15 protein-coding genes are annotated in these 16075 nt (G+C 70.0%); 5 read left to right on the top strand and 10 right to left on the bottom strand.

Going from position 1 to position 16075, the window contains the following annotated elements:
• Positions 1-95: 95 nt before the first annotated feature.
• The 4 genes from BDK63_RS09505 to BDK63_RS09520 all read right to left on the bottom strand — a co-directional run bounded on the left by BDK63_RS09505 (position 96) and on the right by BDK63_RS09520 (position 4822).
• The gene (locus BDK63_RS09505; RefSeq protein WP_246386010.1) at positions 96-1466 is read right to left on the bottom strand and encodes an MATE family efflux transporter; all 1371 of its coding nucleotides are present in this window, start codon (positions 1464-1466) and stop codon (positions 96-98) included.
• 68 nt (positions 1467-1534) lie between these two features.
• A complete protein-coding gene (mmsB, locus tag BDK63_RS09510; RefSeq protein ID WP_183331266.1) occupies positions 1535-2431 on the bottom strand; it encodes a 3-hydroxyisobutyrate dehydrogenase in 897 nt (298 codons plus the stop codon).
• Between the two features lie 37 nt (positions 2432-2468).
• Positions 2469-3623 carry an enoyl-CoA hydratase/isomerase family protein gene (locus tag BDK63_RS09515; protein WP_183331268.1) on the bottom strand — a complete coding sequence of 385 codons (1155 nt, stop codon included), beginning with the start codon at positions 3621-3623 and terminating at the stop codon, positions 2469-2471.
• Positions 3624-3655: 32 nt separating this feature from the next.
• A complete protein-coding gene (locus BDK63_RS09520) occupies positions 3656-4822 on the bottom strand; it encodes an acyl-CoA dehydrogenase family protein (RefSeq protein ID WP_183331270.1) in 1167 nt (388 codons plus the stop codon).
• A 229-nt stretch (positions 4823-5051) separates the two neighbouring features.
• On the opposite strand from BDK63_RS09520, the gene BDK63_RS09525 reads away from it, so the two are divergent.
• Positions 5052-5504 carry a MerR family transcriptional regulator gene (locus BDK63_RS09525; RefSeq protein WP_183331272.1) on the top strand — a complete coding sequence of 151 codons (453 nt, stop codon included), beginning with the start codon at positions 5052-5054 and terminating at the stop codon, positions 5502-5504.
• Positions 5505-5628: 124 nt separating this feature from the next.
• A complete protein-coding gene (locus tag BDK63_RS09530; protein ID WP_183331274.1) occupies positions 5629-7320 on the top strand; it encodes an AMP-binding protein in 1692 nt (563 codons plus the stop codon).
• A gap of 420 nt (positions 7321-7740) precedes the next feature.
• On the opposite strand, the gene BDK63_RS09535 is transcribed toward BDK63_RS09530, so the two are convergent.
• The 4 genes from BDK63_RS09535 to BDK63_RS09550 all read right to left on the bottom strand — a co-directional run bounded on the left by BDK63_RS09535 (position 7741) and on the right by BDK63_RS09550 (position 10654).
• The gene (locus BDK63_RS09535) at positions 7741-8319 is read right to left on the bottom strand and encodes a hypoxanthine-guanine phosphoribosyltransferase (protein ID WP_183331276.1); all 579 of its coding nucleotides are present in this window, start codon (positions 8317-8319) and stop codon (positions 7741-7743) included.
• Between the two features lie 60 nt (positions 8320-8379).
• Positions 8380-9396 (bottom strand): beta-N-acetylhexosaminidase, encoded by a 1017-nt coding sequence (gene nagZ / locus BDK63_RS09540; protein WP_183331278.1) that lies wholly within the window; start codon positions 9394-9396, stop codon positions 8380-8382.
• A gap of 74 nt (positions 9397-9470) precedes the next feature.
• Positions 9471-9989: a L,D-transpeptidase gene (locus BDK63_RS09545; RefSeq protein ID WP_183331280.1), complete on the bottom strand. Its 519-nt coding sequence runs from the start codon at positions 9987-9989 to the stop codon at positions 9471-9473.
• On the bottom strand, positions 9989-10654 hold the full coding sequence (locus tag BDK63_RS09550; protein WP_183331282.1) for a TetR/AcrR family transcriptional regulator: 666 nt from the start codon (positions 10652-10654) through the stop codon (positions 9989-9991). The genes BDK63_RS09545 and BDK63_RS09550 overlap by 1 nt, the downstream gene beginning before the upstream one ends.
• Before the next feature lie 204 nt (positions 10655-10858).
• Here BDK63_RS09550 and lexA point away from each other — a divergent pair, with 204 nt between their 5' ends.
• The gene (gene lexA, locus BDK63_RS09555; protein WP_183331284.1) at positions 10859-11515 is read left to right on the top strand and encodes a transcriptional repressor LexA; all 657 of its coding nucleotides are present in this window, start codon (positions 10859-10861) and stop codon (positions 11513-11515) included.
• Positions 11496-12560: a DNA polymerase IV gene (gene dinB / locus BDK63_RS09560; protein WP_183331286.1), complete on the top strand. Its 1065-nt coding sequence runs from the start codon at positions 11496-11498 to the stop codon at positions 12558-12560. Before lexA ends, dinB begins: the two co-directional genes overlap by 20 nt.
• A gap of 74 nt (positions 12561-12634) precedes the next feature.
• Here dinB and BDK63_RS09565 read toward each other — a convergent pair whose 3' ends face one another.
• Positions 12635-13306, bottom strand: coding sequence for an energy-coupling factor ABC transporter permease (locus BDK63_RS09565; protein ID WP_183331288.1), 672 nt, complete (start codon positions 13304-13306; stop codon positions 12635-12637).
• A 23-nt stretch (positions 13307-13329) separates the two neighbouring features.
• Positions 13330-14184: a formyltetrahydrofolate deformylase gene (purU, locus tag BDK63_RS09570; protein ID WP_183331290.1), complete on the bottom strand. Its 855-nt coding sequence runs from the start codon at positions 14182-14184 to the stop codon at positions 13330-13332.
• A gap of 227 nt (positions 14185-14411) precedes the next feature.
• Here purU and BDK63_RS09575 point away from each other — a divergent pair, with 227 nt between their 5' ends.
• A complete protein-coding gene (locus BDK63_RS09575) occupies positions 14412-16019 on the top strand; it encodes a ribonuclease J (RefSeq protein WP_183331451.1) in 1608 nt (535 codons plus the stop codon).
• Positions 16020-16075: the final 56 nt, after the last annotated feature.

Raw genomic sequence — 16075 nt, forward strand, 5'->3', positions numbered from 1 at the left:
GGTGGGCTCCAGGGTGGCGTGTCCGGAATAATGTCTACATTTTTATCAAATGTAGACCAAGGAACCCCGCCTGCCAAGTCCCGTCGACGAAAACCTCAGCGGTAGCGCGCCAGCACCCGGCGGATCTGCCACCCGGCCACCAGCGCCATCAGCAGGTTGGCAGCGAGCATGCCGGCGAAGATGCCGGTGGTGCCGGCGAGCCGCCCGCCGAGCCAGGCCAGCGGCACGCTGAGCACGAACAGCCGCACCACCGAGAGCCGCATGGCCCGGGCCGGGCGGTGCAGGGCGTTGCACGACGACACCGCCAGGATCACCACTCCCTGGGCGCCGAGCCCCAGCGGCACCAGCCACAGGAAGCTGCGCAGCACCTCCCCCACCGCCTCGCGCTCGGCATAGCCCGCCACCAGCCAGGGGGCCAGCGCCTGCAGCAGGCCCCACACCAGCAGCTGCCAGGCCAGCACGAAGGCGAAGCAGCCGAAGATCGCGCGGCGCACCCGCTCGTGCTGGCCGGCGCCGGCGTTCTGGCTGACCAGCGGCGAGAGGGTCATGGAGAGCCCCAGCACGGCGATCTGGGCGATGGCCTCGATGCGCGTACCGACGCCGAAGCCGGCCACGGCGTCGTGGCCGTGGCCGGCGACGATACGGGTCAGCAGCCCCATGGCGATGGGGGTGAAGACGCTGGTGATCGCGGCGGGCCCGGCGATGCGGCCGAGCTCCTGCCAGGAGGCGAGCAGCCCCCGCCAGGTCAGGCCGGCCGGGTCGAAGAGCTCGCGCAGCTCCCGCTGGAAGGCCAGGGCCACCGCCATCAGGCCCCAGCTCAGCACGGTGGCGAGCGCCGCTCCGGCGACGCCCATGGCCGGGAAGGGCCCCACGCCGAAGATCAGCCACCAGTCCAGCAGCACGTTGACCCCGGCGGCGAGCGCCATCATCAGCCCCTGGGTGACGGTGTTGCCATGGGCGCGCAGGATGCTGTTGAGCACCCGCGGGACGATGACCGCCGCCGCCCCCAGGTACCAGATGCCCATGTAGTCGCGGATATGCGGCATCAGGGTGTCGTCGGCGCCGAGCAGCCGGAAGAGCGGCTCCAGGGTGGCAAGGCCGAGCAGCGTCATGACCAGTCCCACCGCCAGCGCCAGCAGGCCGGCGTCGGTGGCCCGGCGGCGAACCGCCTCCAGGTCGCCCTGCCCCAGCCGCCGGGCCACCACCGCCGAGGTGCCGATGCCCATGCCGATGGCCAGGCTGATCACGGTGAAGACCACCGGGAAGGTGAAGGAGACCGCCGCCAGCGGCTCGGTGCCGAGCCGCGAGATGAACCAGGTGTCCACCAGGTTGAAGCTCATCATGGCGATCATGCCGCCGATGACCGGCAGGGTCTTGCGCAGCAGGGTCAGGGCGATCGGCCCTTCCAGCAGCTCGCGCCGCATGGGGCGGCGCGGGGCGGAGGCAGTGGAGGACGGCGACGGCATGGAGGCTCTCGACGAAGAACGGGCACTGGATTGTGCCCGTTTTCGCCAGCTACGTGTAGGACGCTAACCTATTCCCCGGCGCGGTATAGCTTCTGGATGCTGGAGAAGTCCAGGCCACCGTGGCCCTGGGCGCTGTGCAGGGCGAAGAGGTTGCGCGCCTGGGAGCCCATGGGCACCGAGGATTTCGAGCCCAGCGCCAGTTCCCAGGCAAGCCCCAGGTCCTTGGCCATCAGGTCGGTGAGGAAGCCGCCCTGGTAGTCGCGGGAGGCCGCGGAGCCCTCCATCACGCCGGGCCAGGGGTTGTAGACGTTGAGCGCCCAGTTGCCGCCGCTGCTCTGCTTCATGATCTCGGAGAGCACCGCCGGGTCCATGCCGTTCTTCACGCCCAGCGCCAGCGCCTCGGCGGTGCCGCTCATCAGGATGCCGAGCAGCATGTTGTTGCAGATCTTGGCCACCTGCCCCGCCCCGGTCTCGCCGGCGTGGAAGATGTTCTTGCCCATGGCCTCCAGCACCGGCCTGGCCTGCTCGAAGCCGGCCGCATCGCCGCCGACGATGAAGGTCAGGGTGCCGGCCCTGGCGCCGCCCACGCCGCCGGAGACCGGCGCGTCCAGGTAGCTCAGGCCCCGCTCGGCCGCCGCCGCACCCACGGTGCGGGCGTCGTCCGGCGAGATGGTGGAGGCGTCGATGAGCAGCGGCTTGCCGTCGAGGACGTCGAGCAGGCCCGGGGCGCCGTCGCGACCCAGGTAGAGCCCCTTGACGTGGGCACCGGCGGGCAGCATGGAGATGATCACTTCGACGCCGCGGGCGGCGGCCTCGGCGCTCTCGGCGCGGCTGGCGCCCTCGCTCTCGAGGGCCTGGATGGCGCTCTCCACCAGGTCGAAGACGGTGACGCTGTGGCCGGCCTTGACCAGGTTGCTGGCCATGGGCGCGCCCATGTTGCCGAGGCCGATAAAGGCGATGTTCATGAGTGGCTCCTCGTCGTGTTGTGGTTGTTCCGGTTGATTACCCTACGCGATGGCCCCAGCCGAGGTCGCGCAGCGGGTGGGCCTCGTCGCTCCAGGGCGAGACGAACAGCGCCTGGATCGCCTCCTCGGGTACGCTGTCGACGTCCGCATGGCTCCAGCGGGGCGACTTGTCCTTGTCGATCAGCAGCGCCCGCACGCCTTCGGGGAAGTCCCCCAGGCGGCAGCACTGCACCGACAGCGCCAGCTCGTCGCGGAAGGCGTCGGCCAGGCTGGTGTGGGCGTGGCGGTCGAGCATGCGCCACACCAGGTGGGCGGTCATCGGGCAGCCGGTCGCCAGCCGCGCGCGGTTGGCGGCCAGCCACGCATCGTCGCTGTCGTCGGCGAGGATGCGCCGCACGGCGGTGGCCGGGTCGACATGGCCGACCAGCGCCTGGATGCGGTCCAGCCGCGGCATCACCTGCCCCTCGGGCACGGCGGTGCGGTCCTCATGGGCGTCGAGCACCCGCTGCACGGCACCGCGCAGGGCCCGCGGGCTGCGGTCGCCGTACTCCGCCTCCTCCAGGGCGCCGAGCAGCGCCTCGCGGCGCTCGCGCGGGATGAAGCGGTCGGCAAGCCCCAGGTCCAGGGCGTCGCAGGCGTTGAGCTGGGCCCCGGTGAGGCCCAGGTAGGCGCCCACGCCGGTGGGCATGCGGTTGAGGAACCAGCTCGCGCCGATATCCGGGTAGAGGCCGATGGTGATCTCCGGCATGGCGATGCGGGTGGTCTCGGTGACCAGGCGCTGGAAGCCACCGGCCATCAGCCCCAGGCCGCCGCCCATGACGATGCCGTCGCCCCAGACCATCAGCGGCTTGGGATAGGTGTGGATGCGGTAGTCGAGGTGGTACTCGGCGGTGAAGTAGGTCTCGGCGAGCAGGCTGTCGCGGCCGGCACCGCGATTCTCGCCCTCCTCGGTCAGCGAGCGGTAGAGGGCCACCACGTCGCCGCCGGCGCAGAACGCCTTGTCGCCGCTGCCGTCGAGCCACACCGCGACGATGCTGCGGTCCACCGCCCAGGCCTCCAGCTTGGCCTCGAGCTGGCGGATCATCTCCAGGGAGAGGGCGTTGAGGGCGCGCGGCGCGTTGAGGGTGGCCACGCCGATGCGGCCACCGTCACGGGTGGGAAGCTCGTCGAAGAGCACGGGAAGATCCGACATCGATGGGTCTCCTGGTCGGTAAGCGGGTCCGGTTACTGGAGCGACTCGATCACGCCGTCGGCGAGCAGGCGCCGGGCGACGATCACCCTCATGATCTCGTTGGTGCCCTCGAGGATCTGGTGCACCCGGGTGTCGCGGACCAGCCGCTCCAGCGGGTATTCGCGGATATAACCATAGCCGCCATGCAGCTGCAGGGCCTCGTTGCAGACCTGGAAGCCCACGTCGGTGGCGAAGCGCTTGGCCATGGCGCAGTGGGCGGTGGCCTCGGGGTCGTTCTGGTCCAGGCGCCAGGCGGCATGGCGCACCATCAGCCGCGCCGCGGTCAGGTCGCTGGCCATGTCGGCGAGCTTGAACTGCAGCGCCTGGAACTGGCCGAGTTCGCGCCCGAACTGCTTGCGCTCGCCCAGGTAGTCGCGGGAGAGGGTCAGGGCCTGCTGGGCCGCGCCGAGCGAGCAGCTGGCGATGTTGAGGCGCCCGCCGTCGAGCCCCTTCATGGCGAACTTGAAGCCCTCGCCCTCGGCGCCCAGGCGATTCGTCACCGGCACCCGCACGCCGTCGAAGCTGACCAGGCGGGTGGGCTGGCTCTTCCAGCCCATCTTCTCCTCGTTCTTGCCGTACTCGATGCCCGCGGCATCGGCCGGCACCACGATGGCCGAGACGCCGCCGGCGCCGCTGTCCGGCTCGCCGGTGCGCGCCATCACCACCAGCACCTCGGTGGCGCCGGCGCCGGAGATGAACATCTTGGAACCGCTGATGACATAGTCATCACCGTCTCGGACGGCCCTGGTGCGCAGGCTGGCGGCGTCGGAACCGGCACCGGGCTCGGTCAGGCAGTAGGAGCCGAGCACCTCGCCGGTTACCATGGCGGGGACCCAGGCCTCGCGCAGGGCGTCGTCGCCCCAGGTCGCGATCATCCAGGTCACCATGTTGTGGATGGTGAGATAGGCGGTGGTGGCCACGCAGCCCTGGGCGAGCTGCTCGAAGATCAGCGAGGCGTCGAGGCGCGAGAGCCCGAGCCCGCCGTGCTCCTCGGGGGTGTAGATGCCGAGAAAGCCGGTCTCGCCGGCGCGGCGGATCACCTCCAGGGGGAAGTGGGAGGTGGCGTCCCACTCGGCGGCGTGGTCGGCCAGCTCGGCCCGGCTGAAGTCGGCGGCGGCCTGGACCAGGGCCTTCTGGTCGTCGGTCAAGGCAAAATCCATGGCGGTATCCTCGTCTCGCGTGGCTGGGATTGTTGTTGGTCGCGTGCTGACGCGGGGTCGGCGACCCGCATGGGTACCAACCTAGCACTTGCTAGGTTTATCCCACATCACCCCATGGTCGAACAAGCACTTTACGTTAACGTAAACCTCGGCTAGTGTTGCCATCAGGCGGCTGGCCTGCGCTCCGCTGCGCAGCCACGGCCCCGCAAGAACAATGAGGAAGACGCCCATGACCCAGCGCACAGCGGACACTCCGGCCCCTGCCGCCGGCGGCCTGCCCCGTCAGCGCCGCACCTATTCGATCGGCGAGCTGGCCAAGATGTTCGAGGTGACGCCGCGCACCATCCGCTTCTACGAGCAGGAGGGGCTGCTGGCTCCCCAGCGCCGCGGCCAGACCCGCATCTACCGCGAGAAGGACCGGGTGCGGCTGAAGCTGACCCTGCGCGGCAAGCGGTTGGGCTTCTCGCTGGCCGAGATCCGCGAGGTGGTGGAGATGTACGACGCCATGCCCGACGGCAACGCGCGCCAGCTGCAGCGTCTTCTCGAGATCCTCGCCGACAAGCGGGCCAACCTCGAGCGTCAGCTCGAGGATATCCGGCTGATGCATCGCGAACTCGACGATGTCGAAAGCCGCGCCCGCGATGTGCTGGAGAGTCTCAAGGGGGAGCCGCCCGGGGACTGAGCCGGGACACCCCCTGCCGTCGCCGGCATCGATGCCCGACGACACCACGGGGGATCGGCAGGCACCATGACCGGGTTGCACCCTCAGTTCGGCCACCTTCTGCAACAACAAGAGACGGGAAACCATGACACGCCAACATACTCCGATCAGCTACGTCAGCGGCACCAGCGACATGCCCCTGAAGGGCCAGACCATCGGCGACTGCTTCGACGATACCGTGGCCCGCTTCCCCGATGGCGAGGCCCTGATCAGCCGCCACCAGGGGCTGCGCTACACCTGGAAGTCGCTGCAGGCCGCCGTGGACGAGGCCGCCCGCGCCATGCTCGCCCTGGGCGTGAAACAGGGCGAGCGGGTCGGCATCTGGTCACCCAACTGCGCCGAGTGGACCATCACCCAGTTCGCCACGGCGAAGATCGGTGCCATCCTGGTCAACATCAACCCCAGCTACCGCACCCATGAGCTGGAGTACGCCCTCAAGCAGTCCGGTACCTCGACGCTGATCCTGCAGGGCAAGTTCAAGACCTCCGACTACGTGGCGACGCTGGCCGAGCTGGCGCCCGAGCTGCGCGACGGCGGCCCCGGCACCTTCAGGAGCGCCAGGCTCCCCGAGCTCAAGCGGGTGGTCTGCCTGGACGCCGACCGTGCCCTGACCGGCATGTTCACCTGGCCCTCGATGCTGGCCCACGCCGACGAGGTCTCCGCGGAGCACCTGGCCGAGGTGCAGGCGACCCTGCAGTTCGATGACCCGATCAACATCCAGTACACCTCCGGCACCACCGGCGCGCCCAAGGGGGCCACCCTCTCCCACCACAACATCCTCAACAACGGCTTCTTCGTGGCGCGCACCATGGCGCTCACCGAGAAGGACCGCATGGTGATCCCGGTGCCGCTCTACCACTGCTTCGGCATGGTGATGGGCAACCTCGGCTGCGTCACCCACGGCGCCACCATGATCTACCCGGGCGACGGCTTCGACCCCGAGCAGACCCTGACCGCGGTCTCCGAGGAGAAGGCCACCACCCTCTACGGCGTGCCCACCATGTTCATCGCCGAGCTGGAGCACCCGGAGTTCGAGCGCTTCGACCTCTCCCACCTGCGCACCGGCATCATGGCGGGCTCCATCTGCCCCATCGAGGTGATGCGCAAGGTGATCGACCGCATGAACATGCAGGACGTCACCATCTGCTACGGCATGACCGAGACCAGCCCGGTCAGCACCCAGACCCAGACCAATGCGCCGCTGGAGAAGCGCGTGACCACCGTCGGCACCATCCACCCCCACCTGGAGGTGAAGCTGGTGAGCCCGGAGACCGGCGCCGTGGTGCCCCGCGGCGAGACCGGCGAGCTCTGCACCCGCGGCTACAGCGTGATGCTCGGCTACTGGAACAACCCGGAGGCCACCGACAAGGCCATCGACAGCGCCGGCTGGATGCACACCGGTGACCTGGCGACCATGGACGAGGACGGCTACATCGCCATCGTCGGCCGGATCAAGGACATGATCATCCGCGGCGGCGAGAACATCTACCCGCGCGAGATCGAGGACTTCCTCTACACCCACCCGGCCATCTCCGACGTGCAGGTGATCGGCGTGCCCGACGAGAAGTACGGCGAGGAGGTGATGGCCTGGGTCAAGCTGGCCGAGGGCCAGGCGCTGACCGCCGACGAGCTCAAGGACTTCTGCAAGGGCAAGATCGCCCACTACAAGGTGCCGCGCTACGTGAAGTTCGTCGACGAGTTCCCGATGACGGTCACCGGCAAGATCCAGAAGTTCAAGATGCGCGAGGAAGCCACCCACGAGCTGGGGCTGGCGTAAGCGCCACTAAGTAGGAGGCCGGCTCTGCCGGGCGATGGAGGCCGCAGGCCTCCCGGCGGGGTCTCACACCTTGGCAACGTCGCCAGGGCGCCTGGCGGCGCCAGTCGCGATGCGGAGCATCCCTCCTACAAACCGGATCACGCCAGAGTGCGAAAAACCAGAAAAAACCCCGCAGGCCTTAGGGGCCCGCGGGGTTTCTGATTTCATGCACCACCAAGGTGGGTGGCTACCGGTACCTGCTGTAGGAGGCCGGGTTCACCGGCGGTTCGACGCTTCGACGAATGGAGGCCGCAGGCCTCCCGGCGGGGTCTCACACCTTGGCAACGTCGCCAGGGCGCCTGACGGCGCCAGTCGCGAGGCAGAGCCTCCCTCCTACAATGATGTCGCCAGCCAATGGCGGTTTCGGCACCTATCAGGTGCCTACAACCCCTTCGGCGCGAAGATCCCCGGCGCGTTGCGCCAGTAGCCCTTGTAGTCCATGCCGAAGCCGAAGACATAGCGGTCGGCGACCTCCAGGCTGCAGTAGTCGGCCTTGAGGTCGGGCACCGCCTTGCGGTCGTGCTGCTTGTCGACCAGCACCGCGGTGGAGATGCTCGCCGCCCCCGCCTCGCGGCAGTAGTCGAGGATCGCCGCCAGGGTGGCGCCCTCATCGAGGATGTCGTCGACGATCACCACGTGGCGCCCCGCCATGGGGATCTCCGGGGAGACCCGCCAGAACAGCTCGCCACCGCGCAGGCCGCCGCGGTAGCGGGTGGCGTGCAGGTAGTCCACCTCCAGCGGGAAGCCCAGGCGGGTCAGCAGGTGGCCGGTGGTGATCAGGCCGCCGTTCATCACGCAGTAGAAGACCGGCAGCTTGTCGCCCAGGTCGCGGGTGATCTCGTCGGCCATGCGGTCCAGGGCCCGCTCCACCGCCTGCTGGTCGATCAGGCAGTCGGCATGGTCCATGACCTCGCGCATGTCGGCGAGGGACTGGTGGAAGTCGGGATCGAGTTTGGGCATCGGTTGCAGCTCGTGGTGGATGTCGAGAAACGTGGGTCGGGAAACGGGCGGGCGGCGGACTCAGTCCGCCGCCAGGGACTCGAGGCAGGCGTGCACGCGCCGCCAGCGGGAGAGGGCCTCCAGGGTCGAGAGGTCGGGGCGCGCCCGGCCGTAGCGCAGCCGCGAGAGGCGCTGGGCCCCCGCGCGCCCCTGGCAGGCGTCCAGCACCTCGAGGGCCGCGCCGCGGTCGTTGCAGACCAGCAGCATGTCGCAGCCGGCCGCCAGGGCGGCCTCGGCACGCTCGCCGGGCGAGCCGGCCGAGGCCGCCCCGGCCATGCTCAGGTCGTCGGAGAAGATCACCCCCTTGAAGCCGAGGCTCTGGCGCAGCAGGCCGAGCCAGGTCGGCGAGAAGCCGGCCGGGCGCGCATCGAAGGCCGAGTAGACCACGTGGGCGGGCATCACGCCGTCGAGCCGGCCCGCCAGGCGGGTGAAGGGTACCAGGTCATGGGCGCGCAGCGCGTCGAGGGGTCGCGGGTCCACCGGCAGCTCATGATGGGAATCGGCGGCCACTCCGCCGTGGCCCGGGAAGTGCTTGCCCACGGCCACCATGCCGGCCTCATGGAGGCCGTCGATGAAGGCGCCGGCCATGGCGGTCACCGCCTGGGGGTCGGCCGAGAAGCTGCGGTTGCCGATCACCGTGGAGGTGCCGACGTCGACGTCGAGCACCGGGGCGAAGCTGAGGTCCAGCCCACAGGCGGCCATCTCCATGCCCAGCAGCCAGCCGGCATCCCGGCAGCGCCGCACGGTGACCTCGGGCATGCCGGCATAGTCGCGGCCCAGGCGCCCCATGGCCGGCAGGCGGGTCACCCCGTCGCGCAGGCGCTGGACGCGGCCGCCCTCCTGGTCGATGGCGAGCAGCAGCTCGGGACGCACCCGGCGGATCTCGTCGCACAGCCGGCGCACCTGGGCGGCCGACTCGGTGTTGCGGGCGAACAGGATCACGCCACCGACCTCGGGGCGCCGCAGCAGGCGGGCCTCGTCGGCGCTCAGTCGGGGGCCTTCCAGATCCAGCATCACCGGGCCGAGGGTCTGGGTCATGGGGGGATTCCTTGGCGTGAAAGGGGGCAGATTCTAGACCAAAGGCCGCTGCGACGACAGGCGCCGACCGCCGCCTAGTCGTGTAGCCAGACCGGGGTGCCGGGGGCCGCGGCGTCGAACACCGCCAGCAGGTCGGCATCGCGCAGGCGAACGCAGCCGTGGGAGCGGGGCTCGCCCATGGGCTCGTCGGACGGCGTGCCATGCAGGTAGATATAGCGGCGCTGGGAGTCGACGTCACCCCCGCGGTTGTGGCCCCGCTCCAGGCCGCAGAGCCAGAGGATCCGGGTGAGGATCCAGTCGCGTCCCGGATGGGCGGCGGCGAGCGCCGGCGAGAAGCGCTCGCCGGTGGGCCGCCGCCCGCGGAAGACCGTGCCGGGCGGCTGGCCGGCGCCGATGGCGGCGCGCACATAGTGCCAGCCCAGCGGGGTCTGGCCGCTCCCCTCCTGCTGCCCCGTGCCGGCCACCCCGGTGGAGACCGGGAACTCGGCTACCACCTCGCCTCCCTCCCGGATCCGCAGCGACTGGGCGCGGGTATCGATCTCCAGCCAGGTGCCCCGCTCGGGGGGCAGCCGGGTCAGGTCGGGGGTGGCCATCAGCCCGCCTCGGCGGCGGCCGGGACGGGCTCCGGCAGCGGCGCCTGCATGGCGGCCACCACCACCGGACGCAGCCGGCGGATCAGGTGGCGCACGGTGACATGCTCGCCGTAGTCCTTCTCGGCGATATCGCGCAGGGCATCCAGGCCCGAGAGGGTGAAGATCACGGTGCCGAGCATGAAGTGCAGCCGCCAGAAGCGTTCGGCATCGGGCAGGTCCGGGGTCGCCTGGCGAACCAGCTCGGTGAAGCGGGTGAAGACGCTGCCGTACTCCTCCTGGATGTAGCGGCGCAGGTGCCCCTGGGCCTGGCTGTAGGCGAGCCCGAGCAGCTTCATGAAGACCTTGAGGCTGTTGCGCTCGGCGGGCACTTCCAGCACGGTGCGGGCCATGGTCTCGAGCAGCTCCTCGAGGGGGATCACCTGGCCGTCGTAGTGCGCCTCGAGGTCGTCCAGGGCGCGGTGGAAGCGCTCGGTGAAGGGGTCCAGGTAGCGGGCGAACACCGCCTGGATCAGCGACTTCTTGGAGCCGAAGTGGTAGTTGACCGCCGCCAGGTTGACCTTGGCCTTGCCGGTGATGTTGCGCAGCGATGTCTCGGCGAAGCCGCGTTCGGCGAACAGCACTTCGGCCGTGTCGAGAATCCGTGTGACGGTGTCGGTCTGGGCCATGAGCTAAGGCGTCCCGGTTATAAACAGCTGTTTCAAACGTAGTCGAATTCTACGCCAGCCGCCGCACCCGACTCAATGCCGGGGCCTTGCCGGCGTTTGAAACATCGGGCTTGCCCCGCCTTTTACTGGATGAACTTCCATGCTGTATACTTGACCAATACATGATGCGCGATCCTCGATCGCCCCCCGACTCCAGGAGGTCGCATGACACGCCCCCTCACCCAGCGCCAGCAGAATGTCTACGACTTCATCGTCAAGACCATCCAGGAACTCGGCTACCCCCCGACCCGCGCCGAGATCGCCCGCGCCCTGGGCTTCCGCTCCCCCAATGCCGCCGAGGAGCACCTGCGCGCCCTGGAGCGCAAGGGGGTGATCCGCATGATCGCCGGCACTTCCCGGGGCATTCGCCTGCCGGCCCAGGAGGCCGAGGCCCCCGAGGGCGGCGAGGAGTCCCCCCCGGCGCCGGGGCTGCCGATCATCGGCGAGGTAGCCGCCGGCAGCCCGATCCTGGCCGCCGAGCATATCGACCGCTACTGCCCGCTGCCCCCGGAGTACTTCACCCCCCGGGCGGACTACCTGCTGCGGGTCCGCGGCCTGTCGATGAAGGACGTCGGCATCCTGGAGGGCGACCTGCTGGCGGTGCATCGCACCGAGCGGGTCCGCGACGGGCAGATCGTGGTGGCACGCCTGGAAGACGAGGTAACGGTCAAGCGCTTCCACCGGGAGGGGCACCGGGTCACCCTGACCGCCGAGAATGCCGAGTTTGCCCCCATCGAGGTGGACCTACGCCATCAGGCGCTGGAGATCGAGGGCGTCGGGGTGGGCGTGATACGCGGTGGCAATGGTCAGGCCCTCGGCTGAGCGCAAGATCCTCCACGCCGACTGCGACTGCTTCTATGCCGCCGTGGAGATGCGAGACGACCCCCGCCTGCGGGAGGTGCCGCTGGCCATCGGCGGCAGCCGCGAGCGGCGCGGGGTCATCGCCACCTGCAACTATCCTGCCCGGGCCTTCGGCATCCATTCGGCGATGCCCACGGCCCGGGCCCTGCGCCTCTGCCCCCAGCTGGTGCTGCTGCCCGGCGACTTCGAGAAGTACCGCGAGGTCTCGCGGCAGATCCAGGCGATCTTCCACGAGCTCACCCCCCTGGTGGAGCCGCTCTCCCTGGACGAGGCCTTCCTGGACGTCAGCGCGGTCGAGCGCTTCTCCGGCAGCGCCACCTGGATGGCCCGCTGGCTCAAGGAGGAGTGCCTGGCGCGCACCGGGATCACCGTCTCGGTGGGCGCGGCACCCAGCAAGTTCCTGGCCAAGATCGCCAGCGACTGGGAGAAGCCCGACGGCCTGACGGTGATCGCCCCGGCCCGGGTGGACGCCTTCCTGCGCCCCCTGCCGGTGAAGAAGCTCCACGGCGTGGGGCCGGCCACGGGCGCGCGCCTGGATGCCCTGGGGATCACCACCTGCGAGCAGCTGCGCGAGGTGCCGCTGGAGCGGCTGGTCGAGGAGTTCGGCAAGTTCGGGCGGCGGCTCTTCGAGCTCTGCCGCGGGATCGACGAGCGGCCGGTCAGGGTGGAGCGGGAGCGCAAGTCGATCAGCGTGGAGACCACCTTTGCCCGGGACCTGCCCGACCTGGCCCACTGCCGCGAGGCCCTGGTGCCGCTCTGCGAGCGGCTGGAGGAGCGCATCGCCCGCCATGGCCACCCGCCCCTGGCGGGCCTGGTGGTCAAGGTGCGCTTCGACGACTTCAGCCTGACCACCCTGGAGAGCCGCGGCCTCGCCCCCTGTCCGGAGAGCTTCGCTCGCCTGCTGCAGCAGGCCTGGGAGCGCGGCCGCCGGCCGGTCCGGCTGCTCGGCGTCGGCGCCCGGCTGCAGCCCGAGGCGGAGCGCCGCCAGCTGGCGCTGGAGTTGTAGCGCCGAGGGACCAAGCGGCCAAGCAAGGGTATGCCGAGTCACCCGCAGGACGACGGGTTTCCTGGCGCTCGGCGCTATTTCGTATCGATATAGCGGTGGTCGTTGAAGGTGGCCACCCAGCTCGGGTGATAGACCAGCAGGATCGCCATCAGCATCCCGGTGATGAAGGCCTCCGAGGGCATCAGCAGCGGCAGGAAGCGGGCGTACTCCATCACCTGGTAGAGCGCGTGGGCGTCGCTGGCACCTAGCATCATCAGCCCCACCGCGGCACCCCCGGCGGCCAGGGTCGAGAGCGCCGCGCCGAAGAAACCGCAGACGAACAGGAAGACCATCAGGTTGTCCGGCAGGCGACGGTCCACCAGGCGCCAGACCAGCACCATCACCAGCGCCGGCACCACCCCGGTGACCAGCAGGTTGACCCCCAGCAGCGACCAGTCGGCGCGGCCGGTGGCCACCATGGCGAGGTTCACCAGCAGGATCGAGAGCAGCGCCAGCGGGGCCTTGAACACCAGGGTCAGCAGCGCGGTGAACATCAGGTGCAGGGTGAGCCACTCCACCGCCTGGGCGCGCAGCTGCCACATCAGCAGCACCGCCACGGTGGCGGCCAGCCAGCGGTGCTGCAGCGCATGGTCCTCGAGCAGCGGCCGCCACGGCCGCCGGGCCAGGGCCAGGCCGACCGTCAGCAGCGAGACCAGGCCGGTGAACACCAGCAGCCAGGGGGCCAGCACCGGTTCGGAAAACGACATCGCGCCCCTCCGTCACTGTCCGGTCAGGCAAACACGACCGTCTTGTTGCCATGGATCAGCACCCGGTCCTCCAGGTGCCAGCGCAGGCCCCGGGCCAGCACCGCCTTCTCCACGTCGCGGCCGAAGCGCACCAGGTCGTCGGGGGTATGGCAGTGGCTCACCCGGTGGATGTCCTGCTCGATGATCGGCCCGGCATCGAGCTCCTCGGTGACATAGTGGCAGGTGGCACCGATCAGCTTCACGCCCCGCTCGTAGGCCTGGTGGTAGGGCTTGGCCCCGGCGAAGGAGGGCAGGAAGCTGTGGTGGATATTGATCACCCGGCCGGCGTAGCGTTCGCAGACGGCCGGCGGCAGGATCTGCATGTAGCGGGCCAGCACCACGCAGTCGGCCCGCACCTCGTCCACCAGTCGCTGCACCTCGTCGAAGGCCGCCTGCTTCTGCTCGGGCAGCACCGGCACGTGGTGGTAGGGAATCCCGTGCCACTCCACCAGGCCGCGCATGGCCTCATGGTTGGAGATCACCGCGGCGATATCGCAGTCGAGCTCGCCGGCGGTCCAGCGGTAGAGCAGGTCCACCAGGCAGTGGGACTCCTTCGAGACCATCAGCACCACCCGGGGGCGCAGGCGGGTATCGGTGAGCCGCCAGTGCATCTCGAACTCGCGGGCGATGGGCGCGAAGGCCTCGCGCAGCGCCTCGGGCGGCATGCCGATGGAGTCGGCCAGGATCTCGTAGCGCATGAAGAAGCGGCCGGTCTCCAGGTCGGAGTGCTGGCTCGCCTCGGTGATGGAGCCGCCGTGTCCGGCGATGAACCCGGAGACCCGGGAGACGATCCCCACGCGGTCGGGGCAGGAGACCACCAGGCGGTAGTAGTGTGACATGTCGTGACTCTGAGCGGCTGTCGTCGGGGGTGCGACAGTGTAGCGAAAACAGAAGGTTCAGACACCCTTGCCCCCGGCGCGTTGTGACGCCACGCGGCCATCCCGTATAGTGATGTCACACTTTCCGAGTCCGCGCCCCCCCGATGCCACAGCCCAGAGTCCAGATCCGCCCCCGCCGCCGCCCTCCCCTGCACTTCCTCCCCCTGGGCGGCTGCGGCGAGATCGGGATGAACCTCAGCCTCTACGGTTTCGGGGAGCGGGGCGCCGAGGAGAGCTGGATCGCGGTGGACTGCGGCATGATGATCCGCCAGGACCTGCCCGACAGTCCGCTGCAGGTGCCCAACCTGGACACCCTCGCGACCCTCGAGATCACCCCCCGGGCCCTGATCATCACCCATGGCCACGAGGACCATATCGGTGCCGCGGCCTGGCTGTGGCCCCGATGGGGCTGCCCCATCCATGCCACGCCGCTGGCCGCCGGCCTGCTGCGGGCGAAGTTCGCCGAGCGCGGACTCGCCACCGAGGCCATCCGGGTCATCGAGCCCGGCGAGGCGCTGGAGGTCGGCCCCTTCATCCTGCGCTACCTGCCGCTGACCCACTCGATCCCCGAGAGCTGTGCCCTGCTGGTGGCCGCCGGCGACCACCGGGTGCTGCACACCGGCGACTGGAAGCTCGACCCCGAGCCGCTGATCGGGCCGCCGATCTCCGCCGCGACCTTCCGGGCGATCGCGCCGGTGGACCTGGTGGTGGGCGATTCCACCAACGCCCCCCTCCCCGGCCATTCGCGCAGCGAGGGTGAGGTGGCCCAGGCCCTGGAACACACCATCGCCCGCTGCGAGGGGCGCGTGGTGGTCTCCTGCTTCGCCAGCAACCTGGCCCGGGTGCTGGCCATCGGCCGCGCCGCCGAGCGCTGCGGCCGGCGGGTCAGCCTGATGGGGCGCTCCATGGAGCGCATGGTGGGGGTGGCCCGCGGGCTCGGCTACCTGGATGACTTCCCGCCCCTGGTGCCGACCAGCGACCTCGGCTACCTGCCCCCCGAGGAGGTGCTGGTGATCGCCACCGGCAGCCAGGGCGAGCCCCGCGCCGCCCTCCACCGCCTGGCCCGCGGCCGCCACCCCGCCTTCGAGCTGGGCAGCGGCGACAGCGTGATCTTCTCGGCCAAGGCGATCCCCGGCAACGAACTGCTGATCGAGCGGCTCAAGGCCGGACTGCGCCAGCTGGGCGTGATCCTGCTCGACGAGTTCAGCCACCCCGAGCTCCACGCCTCGGGCCATCCCGCCCAGGAGGAGCTGCGCACCTTCTACGGCTGGATCAGGCCACGCCACCTGCTGCCGGTGCACGGGGAACCGCGCCACCAGCAGGCCCATCGCGAGCTGGCCGAATCACTCGGCATCCGGGCCCCCCTGGTGCCACTCAACGGCGACCTGATCCGCCTCGACGCCGAGGGCCTGAGCCGCGTCTCCCGCCACCCCCAGCCGCCCTGCATCGTCAGCCAGGACGCCGTGGGACCGATGCCCGGCCTCGGCGGTGCGGCCGGCGGCGCACGGCATGGCAGCCTCTACCTCGCGCTGTCGGTCACCGTCACCGAGGCGGGAGGCTGGACCCGTATCGGGCGACTGATGCTCGATGCCAGCCAGGCGAGCCCCATCGACGAGGACGCCTTCAGCGACTGGCTGGATGACGTGCTGGAGCACCTGCGGGTCGATACCCTCGCCGAACTGCGCCTGGCCCTGCAGCCGAAGCTGCTGGCCTGGCTCGCCGATCACCTGCGGCGGCTGCCGGAGATCCACCTGCAGATCCTCGCCGTGGAAGCCCCTTCCCACAGCGATCTCTGAGCGCAGAAAAAGGCCGCTCCGGGGAGCGGCCTTGCGGACTCTACTGACTCTCACAG

Source organism: Halomonas campaniensis (genome assembly GCF_014193375.1).
Classification (GTDB): domain Bacteria; phylum Pseudomonadota; class Gammaproteobacteria; order Pseudomonadales; family Halomonadaceae; genus Halomonas; species Halomonas campaniensis.

Coding starts and splice junctions, on each gene's coding strand:
- BDK63_RS09505 (WP_246386010.1), bottom strand. CDS start 1,466: ATGCCGTCGCCGTCCTCCACTGCCTCCGCCCCGCGCCGCCCCATGCGG.
- mmsB (WP_183331266.1), bottom strand. CDS start 2,431: ATGAACATCGCCTTTATCGGCCTCGGCAACATGGGCGCGCCCATGGCC.
- BDK63_RS09515 (WP_183331268.1), bottom strand. CDS start 3,623: ATGTCGGATCTTCCCGTGCTCTTCGACGAGCTTCCCACCCGTGACGGT.
- BDK63_RS09520 (WP_183331270.1), bottom strand. CDS start 4,822: ATGGATTTTGCCTTGACCGACGACCAGAAGGCCCTGGTCCAGGCCGCC.
- BDK63_RS09525 (WP_183331272.1), top strand. CDS start 5,052: ATGACCCAGCGCACAGCGGACACTCCGGCCCCTGCCGCCGGCGGCCTG.
- BDK63_RS09530 (WP_183331274.1), top strand. CDS start 5,629: ATGACACGCCAACATACTCCGATCAGCTACGTCAGCGGCACCAGCGAC.
- BDK63_RS09535 (WP_183331276.1), bottom strand. CDS start 8,319: ATGCCCAAACTCGATCCCGACTTCCACCAGTCCCTCGCCGACATGCGC.
- nagZ (WP_183331278.1), bottom strand. CDS start 9,396: ATGACCCAGACCCTCGGCCCGGTGATGCTGGATCTGGAAGGCCCCCGA.
- BDK63_RS09545 (WP_183331280.1), bottom strand. CDS start 9,989: ATGGCCACCCCCGACCTGACCCGGCTGCCCCCCGAGCGGGGCACCTGG.
- BDK63_RS09550 (WP_183331282.1), bottom strand. CDS start 10,654: ATGGCCCAGACCGACACCGTCACACGGATTCTCGACACGGCCGAAGTG.
- lexA (WP_183331284.1), top strand. CDS start 10,859: ATGACACGCCCCCTCACCCAGCGCCAGCAGAATGTCTACGACTTCATC.
- dinB (WP_183331286.1), top strand. CDS start 11,496: ATGGTCAGGCCCTCGGCTGAGCGCAAGATCCTCCACGCCGACTGCGAC.
- BDK63_RS09565 (WP_183331288.1), bottom strand. CDS start 13,306: ATGTCGTTTTCCGAACCGGTGCTGGCCCCCTGGCTGCTGGTGTTCACC.
- purU (WP_183331290.1), bottom strand. CDS start 14,184: ATGTCACACTACTACCGCCTGGTGGTCTCCTGCCCCGACCGCGTGGGG.
- BDK63_RS09575 (WP_183331451.1), top strand. CDS start 14,412: ATGAACCTCAGCCTCTACGGTTTCGGGGAGCGGGGCGCCGAGGAGAGC.